Origin of the sequence: Winogradskyella alexanderae (assembly GCF_020166335.1) — a bacterium.
Lineage (GTDB): Bacteria > Bacteroidota > Bacteroidia > Flavobacteriales > Flavobacteriaceae > Winogradskyella > Winogradskyella alexanderae.
On record NZ_JAIUJR010000002.1, the window covers coordinates 404144 to 421185 of the forward strand.

The 17042-nt window shown below is 34.1% G+C and carries 17 protein-coding genes; 12 read left to right on the forward strand and 5 right to left on the reverse strand.

What is annotated here, in order from left to right; all coding sequences use genetic code 11:
• Position 1: 1 nt before the first annotated feature.
• On the reverse strand, positions 2-802 hold the full coding sequence (locus LBU54_RS05305; RefSeq protein ID WP_224526836.1) for a polysaccharide biosynthesis/export family protein: 801 nt from the start codon (positions 800-802) through the stop codon (positions 2-4).
• A 104-nt stretch (positions 803-906) separates the two neighbouring features.
• Here LBU54_RS05305 and LBU54_RS05310 point away from each other — a divergent pair, with 104 nt between their 5' ends.
• The 11 genes from LBU54_RS05310 (at position 907) to LBU54_RS05355 (ending at position 12322) form a co-directional block, all read left to right on the forward strand.
• Positions 907-2769, forward strand: coding sequence for an ABC-F family ATP-binding cassette domain-containing protein (locus LBU54_RS05310; RefSeq protein ID WP_224526840.1), 1863 nt, complete (start codon positions 907-909; stop codon positions 2767-2769).
• Complete coding sequence (locus LBU54_RS05315; protein ID WP_224526843.1) at positions 2770-3534, forward strand: O-methyltransferase; 765 nt, start codon at positions 2770-2772, stop codon at positions 3532-3534. It abuts the gene before it with no gap.
• 78 nt (positions 3535-3612) lie between these two features.
• Positions 3613-4302 carry an ABC transporter ATP-binding protein gene (locus tag LBU54_RS05320; RefSeq protein ID WP_224526846.1) on the forward strand — a complete coding sequence of 230 codons (690 nt, stop codon included), beginning with the start codon at positions 3613-3615 and terminating at the stop codon, positions 4300-4302.
• An 80-nt stretch (positions 4303-4382) separates the two neighbouring features.
• On the forward strand, positions 4383-4958 hold the full coding sequence (locus tag LBU54_RS05325) for a cob(I)yrinic acid a,c-diamide adenosyltransferase (RefSeq protein WP_224526847.1): 576 nt from the start codon (positions 4383-4385) through the stop codon (positions 4956-4958).
• 157 nt (positions 4959-5115) lie between these two features.
• On the forward strand, positions 5116-5337 hold the full coding sequence (locus LBU54_RS05330; protein ID WP_008272287.1) for a DUF2795 domain-containing protein: 222 nt from the start codon (positions 5116-5118) through the stop codon (positions 5335-5337).
• 170 nt (positions 5338-5507) lie between these two features.
• Complete coding sequence (secA, locus tag LBU54_RS05335) at positions 5508-8864, forward strand: preprotein translocase subunit SecA (RefSeq protein ID WP_224526850.1); 3357 nt, start codon at positions 5508-5510, stop codon at positions 8862-8864.
• Positions 8865-9188: 324 nt separating this feature from the next.
• Positions 9189-9587 (forward strand): hypothetical protein, encoded by a 399-nt coding sequence (locus tag LBU54_RS05340; protein WP_224526852.1) that lies wholly within the window; start codon positions 9189-9191, stop codon positions 9585-9587.
• Positions 9588-9768: 181 nt separating this feature from the next.
• Positions 9769-9921, forward strand: a complete 153-nt coding sequence (locus LBU54_RS05345; protein ID WP_224526855.1) for a hypothetical protein — start codon at positions 9769-9771, stop codon at positions 9919-9921.
• A gap of 72 nt (positions 9922-9993) precedes the next feature.
• Positions 9994-10128, forward strand: coding sequence for a hypothetical protein (locus LBU54_RS15375; RefSeq protein WP_262899729.1), 135 nt, complete (start codon positions 9994-9996; stop codon positions 10126-10128).
• A 164-nt stretch (positions 10129-10292) separates the two neighbouring features.
• Positions 10293-11354, forward strand: coding sequence for a hypothetical protein (locus tag LBU54_RS05350; protein ID WP_224526859.1), 1062 nt, complete (start codon positions 10293-10295; stop codon positions 11352-11354).
• A 5-nt stretch (positions 11355-11359) separates the two neighbouring features.
• Entirely contained in the window at positions 11360-12322 is a 963-nt protein-coding gene (locus tag LBU54_RS05355) for a glycosyltransferase family 2 protein (RefSeq protein ID WP_224526860.1), read from the forward strand.
• A 369-nt stretch (positions 12323-12691) separates the two neighbouring features.
• On the opposite strand, the gene LBU54_RS05360 is transcribed toward LBU54_RS05355, so the two are convergent.
• The 4 genes from LBU54_RS05360 to LBU54_RS05375 all read right to left on the reverse strand — a co-directional run bounded on the left by LBU54_RS05360 (position 12692) and on the right by LBU54_RS05375 (position 16242).
• A complete protein-coding gene (locus tag LBU54_RS05360) occupies positions 12692-13396 on the reverse strand; it encodes a peptidoglycan DD-metalloendopeptidase family protein (protein ID WP_224526862.1) in 705 nt (234 codons plus the stop codon).
• Between the two features lie 78 nt (positions 13397-13474).
• Complete coding sequence (locus tag LBU54_RS05365; RefSeq protein ID WP_224526864.1) at positions 13475-15091, reverse strand: CCDC174 family protein; 1617 nt, start codon at positions 15089-15091, stop codon at positions 13475-13477.
• A 43-nt stretch (positions 15092-15134) separates the two neighbouring features.
• Positions 15135-15701 (reverse strand): hypothetical protein, encoded by a 567-nt coding sequence (locus LBU54_RS05370; RefSeq protein ID WP_224526865.1) that lies wholly within the window; start codon positions 15699-15701, stop codon positions 15135-15137.
• The gene (locus tag LBU54_RS05375) at positions 15685-16242 is read right to left on the reverse strand and encodes an RNA polymerase sigma factor (RefSeq protein WP_224527065.1); all 558 of its coding nucleotides are present in this window, start codon (positions 16240-16242) and stop codon (positions 15685-15687) included. Before LBU54_RS05375 ends, LBU54_RS05370 begins: the two co-directional genes overlap by 17 nt.
• A gap of 221 nt (positions 16243-16463) precedes the next feature.
• Between LBU54_RS05375 and LBU54_RS05380 the strand changes: the two genes are divergently transcribed.
• The gene (locus LBU54_RS05380) at positions 16464-17042 is read left to right on the forward strand and encodes a DUF2911 domain-containing protein (RefSeq protein WP_224526867.1); all 579 of its coding nucleotides are present in this window, start codon (positions 16464-16466) and stop codon (positions 17040-17042) included.

The window sequence follows — 17042 nt, forward strand, 5'->3', positions numbered from 1 at the left end:
TTTATAATCTATCAATTAGCAAAATACTGGTCGTAACCAATCCCATCACCGTAATGAGCGTTGTAATCGTTTGGGTTCCGGTAACCCCTGTACCCCATGATTTCTGTTTTAACGGTTTTACATAAATCATATCATTATTCTGAATATAGTAATACGGTGATTTCATAACATTTATATCGGTAAGATCTAGTTTATGTATTTGCTGACCTTGTGGATATTGGCGAATGATCATAACCTCTTTTCTATTGCCAGTTTGAGTAATTTCACCTGAATTGGCAATAGCTTCAAAAATATTAACGCGGTCTTGAAATAAAACTTGTGTACCAGGACTATTAACTTCACCACTAGTAACGTAACGTAATCCAGCAAGCTTAACCGTAACAAAAATATTGGCGGTTTCCTTAAACTGATCTTTTAATAACTTTTGTTCAAGGATATTTTGAATTTCTTCGGTTGTATAACCCAAAACATTAATTTCTCCAAGCACTGGTATTCTGATATTACCATGGACATCTACTGTAAATCCGTCAAAGTAAGCCCGCTCTTGGCTTTCTGCATTTAAATTTTCATTCCCAACAGGATTATAAATTGAAACTTTTTCCTGGTCCAAAGCTTTAACACGAATGTTTAGTATATCATTAATCTGAATTCTGTAGGGTTTTTGTATTTCAGTAAGATTATTTGTTGCCAAGGAGTCAAGTGCTACCTCTCTATTTTGAAGATATACCAAATCCTTGTGAGGTATACATGACGATAATCCAATACACAACACTAATCCAAAAAACAATAGTTTAGTTTTCATTTAGGCTTTTGATCTCCTGTATCACAAATATAGCTTATCAATACCAATAACAAAACTTAATAGTTTGTTTTTGGTTTATTTACGTTCTTTGTAAAAAAGTTAGTGTGAATTACCTCAATGTAGAAAATATTTCCAAGTCCTATGGAGAACTTGTCCTTTTCGAGGATTTGTCCTTTAGTATTCATAAGGATGAGAAAATTGGATTTATTGCTAAAAACGGAAGTGGTAAAACATCAATTCTAAACATTTTATCAGGCAAAGATTCTCCCGATGAAGGCCAAGTAGTAATAAGAAAAGGACTGCGATTGGCTTTCTTGGACCAAGAGCCAAGTTTAGATTCAGAATTAACTATCGAAGAAACTATTTTCGCGTCGGAAATCCCTATTCTCAAAACAATACAAAACTACGAAAGCGCTTTAAAAAACCCTGACGATACCGAAAAATATCAATTGGCTTTTGAAGCCATGGAACGCAATAATGCGTGGGAGTTTGAAACCCAATACCAACAGATGTTGTCTCAACTTAAATTAAGTGATATAATTCAAAAAGTAAGTACTCTTTCCGGTGGTCAAAAAAAACGTCTTGCCTTAGCCAAAGCACTTTTGAGCCGTCCTGATATTTTAATATTAGACGAACCAACCAACCACCTAGATTTAGAGATGATAGAATGGCTAGAAGACTACTTTACAAAGAGCCAGCAAACACTTTTCATGGTTACACATGATAGGTATTTTTTAGAGCGTGTTTGTAATGAAATAATTGAACTAGATCATGGGCGATTATATACTTACAAAGGCAATTATTCCTATTATTTAGAAAAAAAAGAAGCACGTATTGCCAATGAATTAGCAGAAGTTGGTAAGGCGAAACAATTATTTAGAAAGGAATTAGAATGGATGCGCAGGCAACCAAAGGCAAGAACGACAAAATCCAAAAGTAGGATTGATGATTTTTCTGAGATAAAAAAGAAAGCGCACCAACGGCGAAAGGACCATGTGGTTCAGTTAGAAATAAACATGGAGCGCCTTGGTAGCAAGATTATCGAGTTTCATAATGTCTCAAAAGCGTTTAAATCAAAAAGAATCCTAAATGGTTTTGACTATACTTTTAAAAAAGGTGAACGAGTTGGAATTATTGGTAAAAATGGCACAGGTAAATCTACATTCTTAAACCTTTTGACACAGTCAATAGAACCCGATAGTGGTAAAATTGTTATTGGAGAAACTGTAAAATTTGGATATTATACACAAAGCGGAATTGTTGTAAAACCAGATCAAAAAGTTATTGAAGTAATTAGACAGTATGGCGATTATATACCCCTTGCAAAAGGCCGGCAAATAAGTGCACAGCAACTGTTGGAACGGTTTTTATTCGATAGAAAAAAACAATATGATTTTGTCGAAAAACTTAGTGGTGGTGAACAAAAACGGCTTTACCTCTGCACTGTTTTGATACAAAATCCTAATGTTCTCATTTTAGATGAACCTACGAATGATTTAGATATCGTAACTCTAAATGTATTAGAAAACTTTTTGTTGGATTTTCCAGGTGTTTTGTTGGTTGTTTCACATGATAGATATTTTATGGATAAAATTGTGGATCATTTATTTGTATTTAGAGGTGATGGAGTTATTGATGACTTTCCTGGGAATTATTCAGATTTTAGAGCTTATGACAATAGTCAGCCATCGCAAATAGAAAGAGCTTCTAATTCCAACATTAAAAAAGCATTAAAGCAAAACGAAGCCACTAAATTATCCTATAACGAGCAAAAGGAATACAAAAATTTAGAATCAAAAATTCGCTCGTTGGAATTGGATAAAATCGCAATTGAAAATAAATTTAATAATCCCGATTTATTGCAAGATGAAATTAATAAGCTTTCCGAAGAGTTGCAAGGAATTATTGATTCTATAGAAGAAAAAGAATTACGTTGGTTTGAGTTATCTGAAAAATTAGAAGGCTAAATGTACAGCATACGCTCCTATTTAAAATTTCTTAAAGCATCGAAAAACCAACATGGGGTACATTCGCCTTTTATTTACAATTTTGTTACCAAGTGTCTTTACGACAAAACCAAATACCAAGAATACCAATTAATTAAAGCCTATCGTAAATCCTTGTTAAAAAATAATAATAGGATTACAGTAACCGATTTTGGTTCTGGTTCAAGGTATTTTAGAACGAACAGAAGAAAAATAGGTGCTATTGCGGCCAATTCAGGCACACCACTTAAAAAATCAAAATTACTTTTTAGAGTTGTAAATTACTTTAAGACACAAAATATATTGGAATTAGGCACATCACTCGGCATTGCAACACAAGCAATGGCAACTAGTAAATTTGTAGAGAAAATTACTAGCATTGAAGGTTGCAAAAATACCTTTGAATTTACCAAAAAGTCATTATCTAATTGTAACAAAATAGAGCTTATAAATAATCAATTTGATTCATATATTCCTAAAATAAAAGCATCTATTTTTGATTTAATCTATTTTGATGGTCATCATGATAAAGACGCTACGATTAGCTACTTTGAAGCTCTTCTTTCTAGGGCCAAAAATGATTCGCTATTTATTTTTGACGATATTTATTGGTCACAAGGAATGACAGAAGCTTGGAACCACATAAAAGCACATAACTCTGTAACCGTAACTGTGGATATCTTCCATTTTGGTTTTGTTTTTTTTAGAAAAGAACAGACAAAAGAACATTTTAAAATTAGAGTGTAACAACCAACCAACTTTAACGTCTTATTAACTGTAAAATCCTGTATCTTGCAGGTAATTTGGCAACCAAGATCTATAATTATGAGTGACAACGTCATAGAAATCAGAAACATCATCAGAGATTTTAAATTGGGACAAGAAACAGTCCATGTTTTAAAAGGTATTGATCTTGATATTAAAAGAGGTGAATATGTTGCTATAATGGGACCTTCTGGTTCAGGTAAGTCTACATTAATGAATCTCTTAGGCTGTTTGGATACACCAACTTCTGGTACTTATATCCTAAACGGAAAGGATGTTAGCCAGATGACAGACGATGAACTAGCTGAGATAAGAAACACCGAAATCGGTTTTGTGTTCCAAACATTTAACCTACTACCAAGAACTACTGCATTAGAAAATGTTGCTCTACCTATGATATATGCTGGAGCATCTAAAAAGCTACGCTCTGAGCGTGCATCAGAAGTATTGACGGATGTTGGCCTGGCCGACAGAATGGACCACAAGCCAAACCAATTATCTGGTGGACAAAGACAGCGGGTTGCAGTTGGCAGAGCTTTGGTTAATAAACCTTCAATAATCCTTGCTGATGAGCCAACAGGTAATTTAGACTCCAAAACATCTTTAGAAATTATGGAACTCTTTAATGAAATCCACGCCAAAGGCAATACAGTTATAATGGTTACGCACGAAGAAGACATTGCTGCCAACGCAAAACGGGTTATTCGTCTAATAGACGGAATGGTTGCCAGCGATAAATACAACGAGTAAATCCTAACTCGATGTTAAAGTTACTAAGTTGAAGCTTAAGGATTAATCAAAACTTAGGTTTAAGCCTTATCTTTACGATCATGAAAGTTTATACAAAAACAGGCGATAAGGGTACTACTGCTTTATTTGGAGGAACACGCGTACCTAAACATCATATACGTATTGAGAGTTACGGTACAATTGATGAACTCAATTCACATATTGGATTACTGCGAGACCAAAATATAGATGAGCATTTCAAAGGCATATTAATGCAAATTCAAGATAGATTATTTACAATAGGTGCAATTCTTGCCACAGACCCTGAAAAGGCAACATTAAAATCAGGAGAAGCAAGGCTTAATATCCCGAAAATTTCGGAAAAAGATATCGAACAATTAGAAAGTGAGATGGATAAAATGGAAGAAAGCCTTCCTCCAATGACACACTTCGTATTACCTGGAGGTCACCAAACCGTGTCATTCTGTCACATTGCACGAACAGTATGCAGACGAGCAGAGCGCATGGCTACTCATCTCAATGAGTTAGAACCGTTTCAACCAGAAACATTAAAGTATATTAATCGTCTTTCTGACTATCTTTTTGTGTTGGCACGGAAGTTGTCACATGATTTGCAGGCTGAAGAAATAAAATGGATTCCACAAAAAGAATCTTAAGATTAATCTTACATGCCTTGGATTCAGATAGCGCAATATTTGGGTCTTAAAAAGTTGAAGATTACACGTTCTTTTTATTAATGATTAATTAATTTAATTTTTTCTTGAATTATTCAGCTAAAAAATTATTTTTGCAAAAAATTAAACACGTACGCAAATGTATTGGACATTAGAATTAGCATCTTATTTGAGTGATGCACCTTGGCCAGCAACTAAAGACGAACTTATCGATTATGCGATTAGAACAGGTGCGCCTTTAGAAGTAGTAGAAAACCTACAAGCGATTGAAGATGAAGGAGATTCTTACGACTCAATCGAAGAGATTTGGCCAGACTACCCAACTGATGAAGATTACCTCTGGAACGAGGACGAATATTAATAGATATTAAATCACAAAAAAAGTCTCTTGCATTAATTTAAGTAAGAGACTTTTTTTATTTTCGGATTCTTGTAATTAGAATCCGTTTCTAGGTTAAAAAGAAGCTTAAACAATTACAAAAAATAGAATTAAAGGGTTGAAGTGTTTCAATCTGCCAGAATATAATTACCATGGGCATATTAGATAAAGTATTAAAAGTTTTTGTTGGAGATAAATCCAAACAAGACGTTAGTGCTATTACACCGATAGTAGAAAAAATAAAAACTTATGAATCGGCTTTAGAAGGATTATCGCACGACGAGCTAAGAGCAAAAACAAATGAGTTTAAAGATAAAATAGCTGCAGTACGCAAGCCACTTCAGGAAACTAAAGATGAACTACTAGCTAAAGCAGAAGAAACGGAAGATATTGATGAAAGAGAGGACTTGTATTTAGAAGCAGATAAAATTGAGGATGACATCTATAATATCACAGAAGAATTACTTGACGATATTTTACCGGAAGCATTTGCTGTAGTAAAAGAAACCGCAAAACGTTTTGTAGACAATACAGAAATCGCGGTAATGGCAAATGCCTTTGACAGAGAAGTTTCTGGTGCAAAAGATTATGTTACTCTAGAAGACGATAAAGCTATTTGGTCTAATTCTTGGGATGCAGCAGGTAAGCCTATAACCTGGGATATGGTTCATTATGATGTACAGTTAATTGGTGGTATAGCCATGCACCAAGGTAAAATAGCAGAGATGCAAACTGGTGAGGGTAAAACCCTTGTTGCAACGCTACCAGTATATTTAAATGCATTGGCTGGTCGTGGTGTTCATCTTGTAACTGTAAATGATTACTTGGCAAAACGTGATAGTGCTTGGATGGCACCAATATTTGAATTTCATGGGTTGAGTGTTGATTGTATTGATCATCACAAACCAAATTCAGATGCTAGAAGAAAAGCCTACAACGCGGATATTACCTATGGTACCAATAATGAGTTTGGATTTGATTACCTACGTGATAATATGGCACACTCTCCAGAAGATTTAGTGCAGCGCCCACACCACTTTGCTATTGTAGATGAGGTAGATTCAGTTTTAATTGATGATGCTAGAACACCACTTATCATATCAGGGCCAGTACCAAAAGGCGATGAACATGAATTCGATCAGCTTAAACCTAAAGTAAGCCAAATTGTAGATGTTCAACGTAAATATTTGGTTGGCGTACTAGCCGAGGCTAAAAAATTAATAGCAGAAGGCGATACCAAAGAAGGTGGCTTTCAATTATTAAGAGTTTATAGAGGTATTCCAAAGAATAAAGCCTTGATTAAATTCTTGAGCGAAGAAGGTATTAAACAGCTCCTTCAGAAAACAGAAAATTTTTATATGCAAGATAACAATAGAGAAATGCCAAAAGTAGACGCTGAACTCTATTATGTTATTGACGAAAAGAACAATCAAGTTGAATTGACTGATAAGGGTGTTGATTTTCTATCAGGTGAAGACGATCCAAATTTCTTTGTTATGCCTGAGATGGGAACTGAAATTGCCAAAATTGAGAATCAAGGATTATCCTCTGAAGAGGAAGCCGAACTTAAAGAAGATCTTTTCAGGGATTTCGGTATTAAATCTGAACGGATTCACACCTTAAATCAGCTTTTAAAGGCATATGCTTTATTTGAAAAAGATATTCAATACGTTGTTATGGATAACAAGGTAATGATTGTAGATGAGCAAACAGGTCGTATTATGGATGGTCGTCGCTATTCTGATGGATTACACCAAGCAATAGAGGCTAAAGAAAATGTAAAAATTGAAGCTGCCACACAGACATTCGCTACGGTAACACTTCAAAATTACTTTAGAATGTACCGCAAACTTTCTGGTATGACAGGTACAGCGGTTACAGAAGCTGGCGAATTTTGGGAAATCTATAAATTAGATGTTGTTGAAATACCAACCAATAAGCCAATAGCAAGAGATGATAAAGACGATTTAGTTTACAAAACTAAGCGCGAAAAATACAATGCTGTTATTGACGAGGTTACAGAGCTTTCTAAAGCTGGAAGACCGGTTCTTATAGGCACAACAAATGTTGAAATTTCTGAGTTACTTGGTAAAATGCTGAGTATTAGAAAAATTTCACATAATGTCCTGAATGCCAAGCAACACAAAAAAGAAGCAGAAATCGTAGCTCAAGCTGGTAATCCGGGACAAGTTACCATAGCAACAAATATGGCAGGTCGTGGTACAGACATTAAACTCAGTGACGAAGTTAAAGAAGCGGGTGGTTTAGCTATAATTGGGACAGAGCGTCACGATTCACGTCGTGTGGACCGTCAGCTAAGAGGACGTTCTGGTCGTCAAGGAGATCCTGGAAGCTCACAATTCTATGTTTCGTTAGAAGACAACTTAATGCGCTTATTTGGTAGTGACCGTATTGCCAAAATGATGGACAGAATGGGACTAAAGGAAGGCGAAGTAATTCAGCATTCCATGATTTCAAAATCCATAGAACGTGCTCAGAAAAAAGTTGAAGAAAATAACTTTGGTGTACGTAAACGACTGTTGGAATACGATGACGTAATGAATGCCCAGCGTGAAGTGGTTTACAAACGTAGGCGTCACGCCTTACATGGTGAACGTTTAAGAGTGGATCTTGCAAATATGATTTTTGACACTTCAGAAGGCATTACCCATACCAATAAGGATGCTAATGATTATAAAAATTTCGAGTTTGAATTAATCCGATATTTCTCAATGGCCTCTCCAATTAGCCAAGACGAGTTTGCTAAAATGAGTGCTCAAGAAATTTCTGGTATAATTTATAAAGAAGCCTTTAAGCATTATCGTGATAAAATGCAGCGTGCTGCAGACTTGGCTTATCCGGTTATTGAAAATGTTTATAATACGCAACGCGATAGATTTAAACGTATTGTAGTACCATTTACAGATGGCGTAAAAAATCTTCAAGTAGTTACCGATTTAGAAAAAGCTTATGAATCTAAAGGAAAACAACTTATAAACGATTTTGAGAAAAATATTACACTAGCCATTGTAGATGATGCTTGGAAAACACATCTCCGTAAAATGGATGAATTGAAGCAATCAGTACAATTGGCTGTGCACGAGCAAAAAGATCCATTGCTAATTTATAAGTTTGAAGCTTTTGAATTGTTTAAAGCAATGATAGACCAAGTTAACAAAGACGTTATTTCCTTCTTGTTTAAAGGTGAAATTCCTCAAGAAACCGCAAATACTATTCAAGAAGCGAAAAAGCGTAAACAAGAAAAACTTGAAACCCAAAAAGAGGAAATCCCTAATATGGACGAACGTGCGGCACAAAATAGAGCTGCGGGAGCCAATACATCAAGACAGCAACAAGTCGTTGAAACAATTGTTAGAGACAAACCAAAAATTGGACGAAATGATAGAGTTACCATTAAACATGTGATGAGTGGCGAAAATAAAGTTGTAAAATACAAGCAAGCTATACCTCTAATTGATAAGGGTGAATGGGTATTGGTTGATGAATAATATTTTTAAACATCTATTACAAAGAATAAAATCCTGATGAGTTTCGTCAGGATTTTTTTATCATGGTCTATTGACCGTTAATATTTTATATTCGGAATTAATGTTTCTTTTTAGTGATCCGCGTTTAAGGATTTACTTTATGTTTCATTAATTAAGGATGATTTTTGCATCCTCTAATAATAAGACACTAAAACTATATAAAAGTCACATTTCAGCTAGTTTTATGGCTCTAATATCTTGCCTAAAACCTTATCAAGTATCTTGCCTAAAACCTTATCAAGGTAATTTTTATTAATTTAAGGGCACTAACTAAATCAATTAAACATGAAAAATATCCTTGCTACTATTGTTGGCTTTATCGTTGCCTCGATTACCGTTTACATCTTTGAAACTTTAATTGGCCACAGTCTTTTTCCTCTCCCTGAAGGTGGAAATCCAATGGACATGGAGTGGATAAAAAATAACATGGATCAAATTCCGATGGGTTCTAAGATATTTGTTGTGATTGCCCATTTTGCAGGTATCGTTGTTGGTATGCTGGTTGCAGCAATGATATCGAAAAAATCATTGGTGCCAAGTTATATTGTTGGTGCTTTAATGTTGGCCGCAACGATGTTTAATATAGTGATGCTTCCAAAAGAGTTATGGTTTACACTATCCGACGGATTATTTGCTATTGCAGGGTTTCTTTTAGGCAGACAACTTGGCAAAAACCAAATATAAAGGGACCTGAGTTAAAATGACAAAGCTTCTAAACTTTTTGTGGCTTGTTTTGTTTTCCTATTTATGTTTTGGACAATCAAATCAGAATCTGATAGAAATAAATAAAACTTGGAATAAATTTTATGAGGCCTTTGATACATTAGATTATACGTTAATGGCATAAATCCACAGTAAAGATTTAATGAGAATTTCGGGTGGTAAATCTATTTTTGATTATGATACTTTTATAAATAATTACAAGAATAGATTTAGGCGAAATAAAGAAACTGGAATTTCTAACACGATTGAGCTTAGGTTTTTTGAACGAATTAATAATGATGATTCTGCAAGTTAGCGCGGTATTTATCAGTTAACTGTTAATAAAGGAAAACCAGACAAACAAAACTATTGTGGACAGTTTTATGTATTGTTCAAAAAAATTGATGGCGAATGGCTTATTACCATGGATTACGACTCTATTGAAGGTGGTTCTATTGGCTTGAAAGACTTTGAGAAAGCTTATGCCATGAACGATATTGATAAGTTTATTAAACAGGGATAAGCTTTACTTTGTTTATTTACTATCTTTCTACCGTGTTTGCTCCCTTGAAAAGATTTCATCAATTGTATTAACTCGTAGTGAAGGTTATTTCATTTATAAAAAATCATAAGTTATTTTCCTTAATCATTTTTCTAAGTATCCTCTCATCACTTAGATCCTTAATAATGCCTTTAATTGCAGATGAGAATACCTATTACAAAATAGCTTCTAATTTATTAAATGGAAAATATTATCTAAAAGATTACCCTTCAACTGTCACACCTACTATTCCTTTTATTGTTGCATTTTTTAAAACAACTGCTAGCCCAATTATTGGTATAATATTACACAAAATATTACATGTTGTCTTTGCAATACTAGGCTTTAGATATTTGTTTTTGTTTCTTTCAAATTTGGAACTAGGCCAAAAAATAGTTTTTGCTCTAGTTGCCTTGTCTGCAGTTAATCCAATAGGTATTGCTTTTTACGGTAGATTGTATCCTGAAGGAATTTTAATGTTCAGTTTTTGGGGTTTTATGTACTATGCCACAGCAAACATAAAAACAGGCCATTTTATTAAAATGTTGCTGTTTTTTGTGATTTTAGTTTTAACAAGATACCTCTATGCTGTATTAGGTGTTATTATAGTTTACAACCTTTATCGTTATTATAAAGCTCAAGGTGCTAAGTCAATATATAAACTAGGGCTTTATTGCGTTGTTTTTAGCATACCTGTTTTATTTTGGGCTAAATATGTTTACATTATAGAACAAGAAGTAACTTCTGAAGAAGTCAGTTATTTTAAAAGGTTTAAAAGTGAAAATCCTATAGTCTATAACATTAAGGCAGGATTAGGTTTAATAAAACATGAGGAGGTAAGAAAAGTCAATGGTATTCCTGCTTTTGCATCGTTGTTCGTTCCAATTGATAGCTACAGAAATTACTGGTTGAGCATTGGACTGGTTTTTGCTTTTTTAGCAGGGTACTTCAGTAGAAAACTAATGCTTGGAGAAAAAATTCTTGCAACAGCCATTATACTCACAATGTTGGGGTTAATATTTGCAGGTACAGGATTTAGCAGATATTGGCTTATTCTTCTTCCAGGATATTTACTAGGCTTTTATTACCTCATCCAAAAATTTGAGATTTCAGAAAAGTGGATTATATATGGAATATATACCTTATGTATAATTTATATAATCAATGAATTTAGACTCGATTATTTAATACTAAACCGATATCTTTAAGTTTAATGAGCGAAACAAAGGTAATTATTTACATGCCAGCCCTTAATGAGGGAAAAACAATCAAAGCGGTTTTAAAATCAGTTCCAAAACAATTAGATATGGTTACTGAAATTGAACTATTGGTTATCAATGATGGGAGTTCAGATAATACTGAATCTGAGGCTTTAGAAGCAGGTGCATCAGTTATAAGTCATAATTATAATAAAGGGGTTGGAAGCGCTTTTCATACTGCAGTAGACTATACTCTAAAACAAGGTGTCGAGATATTAGTAAGTGTAGATGCAGATGGGCAATTTGATGCCTGTCAAATTCAAGAAATGATAGCGCCAATTATTACTAACGAAGTTGATTTCACAATAGGAAATCGATTTAGTAATGGAAGGCCTAATGGCATGCCAAAACTAAAATATTGGGGTAATAAAGGCATAAGTAAAATAGTGAGCTTTGTTAGCAGAACTAAAATAAAGGATGCGTCTTGCGGATTTAGGGCTTATAGTAAAGATTGCTTACTCAATCTAAATTTAGATGGTAGCTTTACATATACACACGAAACGATTTTAGACCTTGCCAATAAAGGATACCGTTTGGCGCAAATTCCCGTAAACGTAACCTATTTTGATAATAGAGTATCTAGGGTAGCAAATAGCCTAACAAAATATGCGTTTAAAACCTCCTCTATAATATTTAAATGCCTTAAAGATTATAAACCACTGTATTTTTTTGGTTCCATTGCGATGGCTATTCTTTTTGTAGGATTAATATTTGGTGGTTTTGTACTTATACATTGGATACAAACAGGGAATATTACACCTTACAAAAGTTTAGGGATTATCGGACTAGCCCTTGTTGGGATGTCGCTCTTATTGGCTGTTTATGCTCTTATGGCGGACATGTTAGGAAGGATTAGAAAAAATCAAGAGAAAATTCTTTATTACCAAAAGAAACAATATTTTGAAAAAGATAACTAAGGCTACAATTATTCAGCTTATTAAGTATGTGAAAATTAGCTTAATAAGTTATTCTTACGTATTTATCAGCCTTTACATCCTGGTTGATTACTTCAAGTTTAACGAATCTGTTTCTTTCTTTATCGTCTATGGAGTTTTATATGTTTTGCTCTACTTCATACAAATGAAATATTTATTTAACACCACTCACAGCAAGAGAAAATTAGTCAGCTTCGTCGCAACAATTTTCACGTTTTATGTTCTGGCCAATCTTTTGTATAACATTGGAATCTACTTAAGAATCAATTATTTGATTGCCACAGTAATTACCATAGGCATTTTGGCGCCGCTTCGCTTCGTTGTTTACAAGTATGTGGTATACAAATAATTTTAGTTGATTTTTAGGAGGAGATTAGGATCGGGACAATTGTCTTTATAGAATTGTAGATTTAAAATATTTGAAACTCCTGGGTAATCACCTTTATAATCTTGGATATCCTTTATTATCTGAAAATGTAAATGTGGTGGATACGTACCATTAACTTCAGCAGTACCCAATGTAGCAAATGGCTCACCTTTTTCAATCTGTTTTCCAATTTCTTTATTACTAAGGGATTCTAGGCTTAAATGACCATAAAGCGTAAAAAATTCTAATTCTTTAATCTGATGTTTAAGGATTATACAAGGACCATAGTCTCCAAAATTGGTGTTATTATTAAAACTGTGTAGTGTTCCAGATAGAGGAGCATAAATTGGTGTACCTGCATCTATCCATAAATCAATGCCTAAGTGAATGTTTCGCTCAGTATTTGGGTCCTCTTGATTAAAATAATCGCTACGTTTGTATATACCGCGCTTTTCTAAATAACCACCATAAGCAACTTTACCAGTATTCTTTGCCATAATATGCCAAACATAGTTCTGTAAATCTTGTACAGAACCAACATTTACAGATTTTAATTCTTTGTTTTCAACTGATAAATTCAACGGAACATAATCTGTAGGAGTAATATAGGAAGGCAATAAAGAATGAGGCACAATTGATTTTAATAAATCTTGAAATTCATTAAGGGCCATAAAAACAAAAATTTCCATAAAAATAGGTATCTATTTCATGGAAAACATCAAAAAAATGTTAGAATTAACCCTTTAACATTAGAACGCTAAAGGGATTTAATCTATAATAACATTGCTATACTTAGCATTTACAATTATGGTTTTATCAGTGCTACTACCTTCAGGATAGTTTCTAATTGTTTTTTGGTTGGTAGGTTCATTATTGTATTTAGATCTATTGCCCTTATAATGCAAACTATAACTAGTGTTTTTTGGCAAGTTCACATAGGCGTCACTGTTTTCCAAAACTAAATTGAGATTTCTAAAGGTCTCCGATAAATTAGAAATAGTCAAGTCTCCAAAACTACCGTCAATAATACCAGTATTTGAAAGTTGTTCAATATTAATATTTGAAGACTTTGCATTTAAAATTAAATCATTCACATTTTTTATTTGAGCTTTATCTACAAAGTTTAGCGTTAATGTACCTACATTCCAACTATCTATTATCACTGGTGAATAGGATACATTGATGGAGGTATCTCCTCCATCAATGTTTTCTGCTACTAAAAAAGAATGTGATATATCACCACTCATATTATGTATAACAGATGATAGTTTTAATTCGCCATGCCTTATATTGGTCTTTAGCTTCGCTTTTTTCGGGATTTTAATTTTAATCACCTTCTTTATTTTACTGTTGCTTCCACTATCAAAACGCTTAGCGAAAATAACTTCACGCCTTTCTTTCATCTCCTTTCTTCTTTCTTCCATTTCTGCTTTACGCTCTGCTATTTGTGTTGCACGTTCTGCTGTTCGCTCAGCGATTGTAGCTTCTCGCTCAGCCAATCTTGCCTGACGTTCTGCATCTCGCTCTATTTGTTGTGCTTTTCTCTCCCATTCTTTTCCAAATCGTTCACCCCAAGCTTCCATTTTTTCGGCCCATTCCTTTCCAAGTTTTTCACCAAACTCCTCGCTCCACTTTTCCATATCCTTAGCATACTTTTCTCCAAATTTCTCTCCCCATTTCTCCATATCCTTTGCCCATTCCTTATCAAAGCGCATTCCATATTCCTCACCCCACTTTTCCATCTTTTCCTTGAATCCAGAATCTGCAAAGTCCTTTGCCCATTGTTCCATTTTATCTCTAAGTTCTTTACCACCTTCTTTCTCATATTTCTTGCTCCACTCCTGTAAATACTTTTCACCCTCCTTCTTGTACCTGTCATAGTCAAACTTAATTGTTGTAATAGCGTTTGGTATTTCTGGAAGTTCAGGAAATTCTGGCATCTCAGGTATTTTAGGTAATGGTGGCATATCTTCCATTTCTGGAATATTTGGTAGGCTGGCTAACTCAGGAATTTCCGGAAGGTCAGCTAATCGATATTCAAGATCTTTTAGTAAATCGGCATAATCTGCCTCACCAAAAAGACCCACTGATTTTCCTCCTGTAGAGGTAATAACCACTTTATCGTTGGTTCCGCTAATATCTAAATTCCAAGCTTCTAATGCGCGCTCTAAATCTTCATCAGATAGTACATTACTCTCAATATAAGCTTCAATCTCAACAATATCTCTATTCCAAGTATCGATTTCAATTTCAACGTAATTAGTATTAAGGTCAACGACTACATCTTTATTTACCTTAATAGACTGTGAAGTTTTAGTCATTTTGTTCTGTGCAAACCCAATACTGGTTATTAAGCACAATGCTAAAATTTTAATTGTGTTCATGATTTTTAATTTAACTGTTCGTTTTTTGATTTTATTTAATTGATTATATACTTTCCTGTATAAAGACGTCTTTGTTATATTCACTCAGCTTATCCTTAAGGCGCATTACCAGATTTAATCTAAATTTTAAATTGGAAATTAAGGCATCTAACGTTTCTTCATTAGGGCCATTATCATTTAACTCCTTGGTTAGCAAATTATATTCCTCATTTAGTTCTTTAAGGCGCTCAATGTAACCATCCACTAAATCCTTATTTTCACTTGTTAGTTTAACTTTAGACAACTCTAGGTTAATACTTGCTAAATAATAATCCTCAACTTTTTTTAGATCTGGCGACACATCGCCTAGGGATTTTATGTTATCAACTACAGTTTCTTCAACCGAATTGTCAGTGGAGGTTGATTTCATAAACTGAAATGCACCGTAACTAAGTCCTAATAATATTATAACACTTGCTGCCATATTTAAGAATCCAAAATGACTCGATTTTTTCTTATTCGGAAGCTCCTTATCTAAAAGGTTCAAAAAACGCGCCTCGTGACCTTCAGACATCTGTACCAATTTTTTGCCTTCTTCTTTTTTAAATAGTTCTCTAAGATCTTGTGCCATTTTTATCTGATTTTAAAACAACCTGTAATTTTTGTTTGCCTCTCGACAATTGGGTCCGAGATGCGACTTCGGATATGTTTAGTATTTCCGAAATTTCTTGATGATCGTATCCCTCAATTAAGTATAGCATTACGACATATTTATACTTTTCGGGTAATTGCTCAATTGCATCCTTTACATCATCAATGGTAATGTTATCTTCAACCAACCATTCGCCTTCATAACTTGCATCAACAATATTTAATTGATGCTCTTCAAGTTCAACCAGACGCTGTTTTTTGGATTTAAGCACATCAATACATCTGTTTACAACAATACGCTTTAACCACGCTCCAAAACTTACCTCGGCTTTGTACTGTTCTAATTTTGCAAATGCTCTGATAAATGCCTCTTGTACAATATCCTCAGCTTCCATAGTATCGCCTACAAAACGCAGCGCTACTGCTAGCATGCCATTGCAATACTGATTGTATAGTTGCATTTGAGCTTGCCGATCATTCTGTTTACATTTTTCAACAATATGAATCTGAAACGTGTTGATTTTTTTTGGTTTTGGTTGATGCTCTCGACAATCGAGACAAATTTGTTGAACTATAATTACGTTTTCAAACTAATTTCATTTTAAAGACGAGACAAAAAATTAAGTGTTGCAAAAAAAATTAAATTTTTTAGAAATTATAAGATTTGCTTAAAATTAGGCGTTTGAACCTTATAAATTTATGCAATTGATTTATCTTTAACTTAATATTAAAACTCCTATTAATGAACAATTTTCTTAAGCGCCTACTTATTTTTCTAGCCATTGTGGCAATTGGTCTGCTTTTGTATTCAGCATTTGTAGAAAATATCTTTTCTCCGCGTCTAAGTCCAAAGGATACTGCAAAAATCGAGTTGAACGATTTAAACCTAAAAGTAGAGTATAACCGTCCCTCCAAACGTGAACGTGAGATTTTCGGAGCACTTGTGCCATTTAACAAGGTTTGGCGTACAGGAGCTAACGAAGCAACTACTTTTGAGACAAATAAAGATTTGGAGATTAATGGGATGCGACTAGCTAAAGGCAAATATACTGTTTGGACGGTACCCATGGAGACCTCTTGGAAAGTCATGTTTAACACTCGCCAGTATGAATGGGGCGTCAATGAAAAAATGGAGCCCATGTGGGACCCAAATTATGATGCAATTGAGCTAGAGACACAGGTCAAGGAATTAGAAGACACTGTTGAGAAATTTACCATTGCTTTTGATAACACCACAGGCAAACTCAAACTAACCATGGCTTGGGATAAGACCTTAATTGAAATTCCTATTGAAGCCTTGGACAAGAAAGTCCTAAATTAA

What these genes read in the sequence shown, in the direction of transcription:
- LBU54_RS05330 (WP_008272287.1), top strand. Translation starts at nt 5,116, where the DNA reads ATGTATTGGACATTAGAATTAGCATCTTATTTGAGTGATGCACCTTGG.
- secA (WP_224526850.1), top strand. Translation starts at nt 5,508, where the DNA reads ATGGGCATATTAGATAAAGTATTAAAAGTTTTTGTTGGAGATAAATCC.
- LBU54_RS05315 (WP_224526843.1), top strand. Translation starts at nt 2,770, where the DNA reads ATGTACAGCATACGCTCCTATTTAAAATTTCTTAAAGCATCGAAAAAC.
- LBU54_RS05355 (WP_224526860.1), top strand. Translation starts at nt 11,360, where the DNA reads ATGAGCGAAACAAAGGTAATTATTTACATGCCAGCCCTTAATGAGGGA.
- LBU54_RS05360 (WP_224526862.1), bottom strand. Translation starts at nt 13,396, where the DNA reads ATGGAAATTTTTGTTTTTATGGCCCTTAATGAATTTCAAGATTTATTA.
- LBU54_RS05365 (WP_224526864.1), bottom strand. Translation starts at nt 15,091, where the DNA reads ATGAACACAATTAAAATTTTAGCATTGTGCTTAATAACCAGTATTGGG.
- LBU54_RS05325 (WP_224526847.1), top strand. Translation starts at nt 4,383, where the DNA reads ATGAAAGTTTATACAAAAACAGGCGATAAGGGTACTACTGCTTTATTT.
- LBU54_RS05370 (WP_224526865.1), bottom strand. Translation starts at nt 15,701, where the DNA reads ATGGCACAAGATCTTAGAGAACTATTTAAAAAAGAAGAAGGCAAAAAA.
- LBU54_RS05350 (WP_224526859.1), top strand. Translation starts at nt 10,293, where the DNA reads ATGCCTTTAATTGCAGATGAGAATACCTATTACAAAATAGCTTCTAAT.
- LBU54_RS05380 (WP_224526867.1), top strand. Translation starts at nt 16,464, where the DNA reads ATGAACAATTTTCTTAAGCGCCTACTTATTTTTCTAGCCATTGTGGCA.
- LBU54_RS05340 (WP_224526852.1), top strand. Translation starts at nt 9,189, where the DNA reads ATGAAAAATATCCTTGCTACTATTGTTGGCTTTATCGTTGCCTCGATT.
- LBU54_RS05305 (WP_224526836.1), bottom strand. Translation starts at nt 802, where the DNA reads ATGAAAACTAAACTATTGTTTTTTGGATTAGTGTTGTGTATTGGATTA.
- LBU54_RS05320 (WP_224526846.1), top strand. Translation starts at nt 3,613, where the DNA reads ATGAGTGACAACGTCATAGAAATCAGAAACATCATCAGAGATTTTAAA.
- LBU54_RS05345 (WP_224526855.1), top strand. Translation starts at nt 9,769, where the DNA reads ATGAGAATTTCGGGTGGTAAATCTATTTTTGATTATGATACTTTTATA.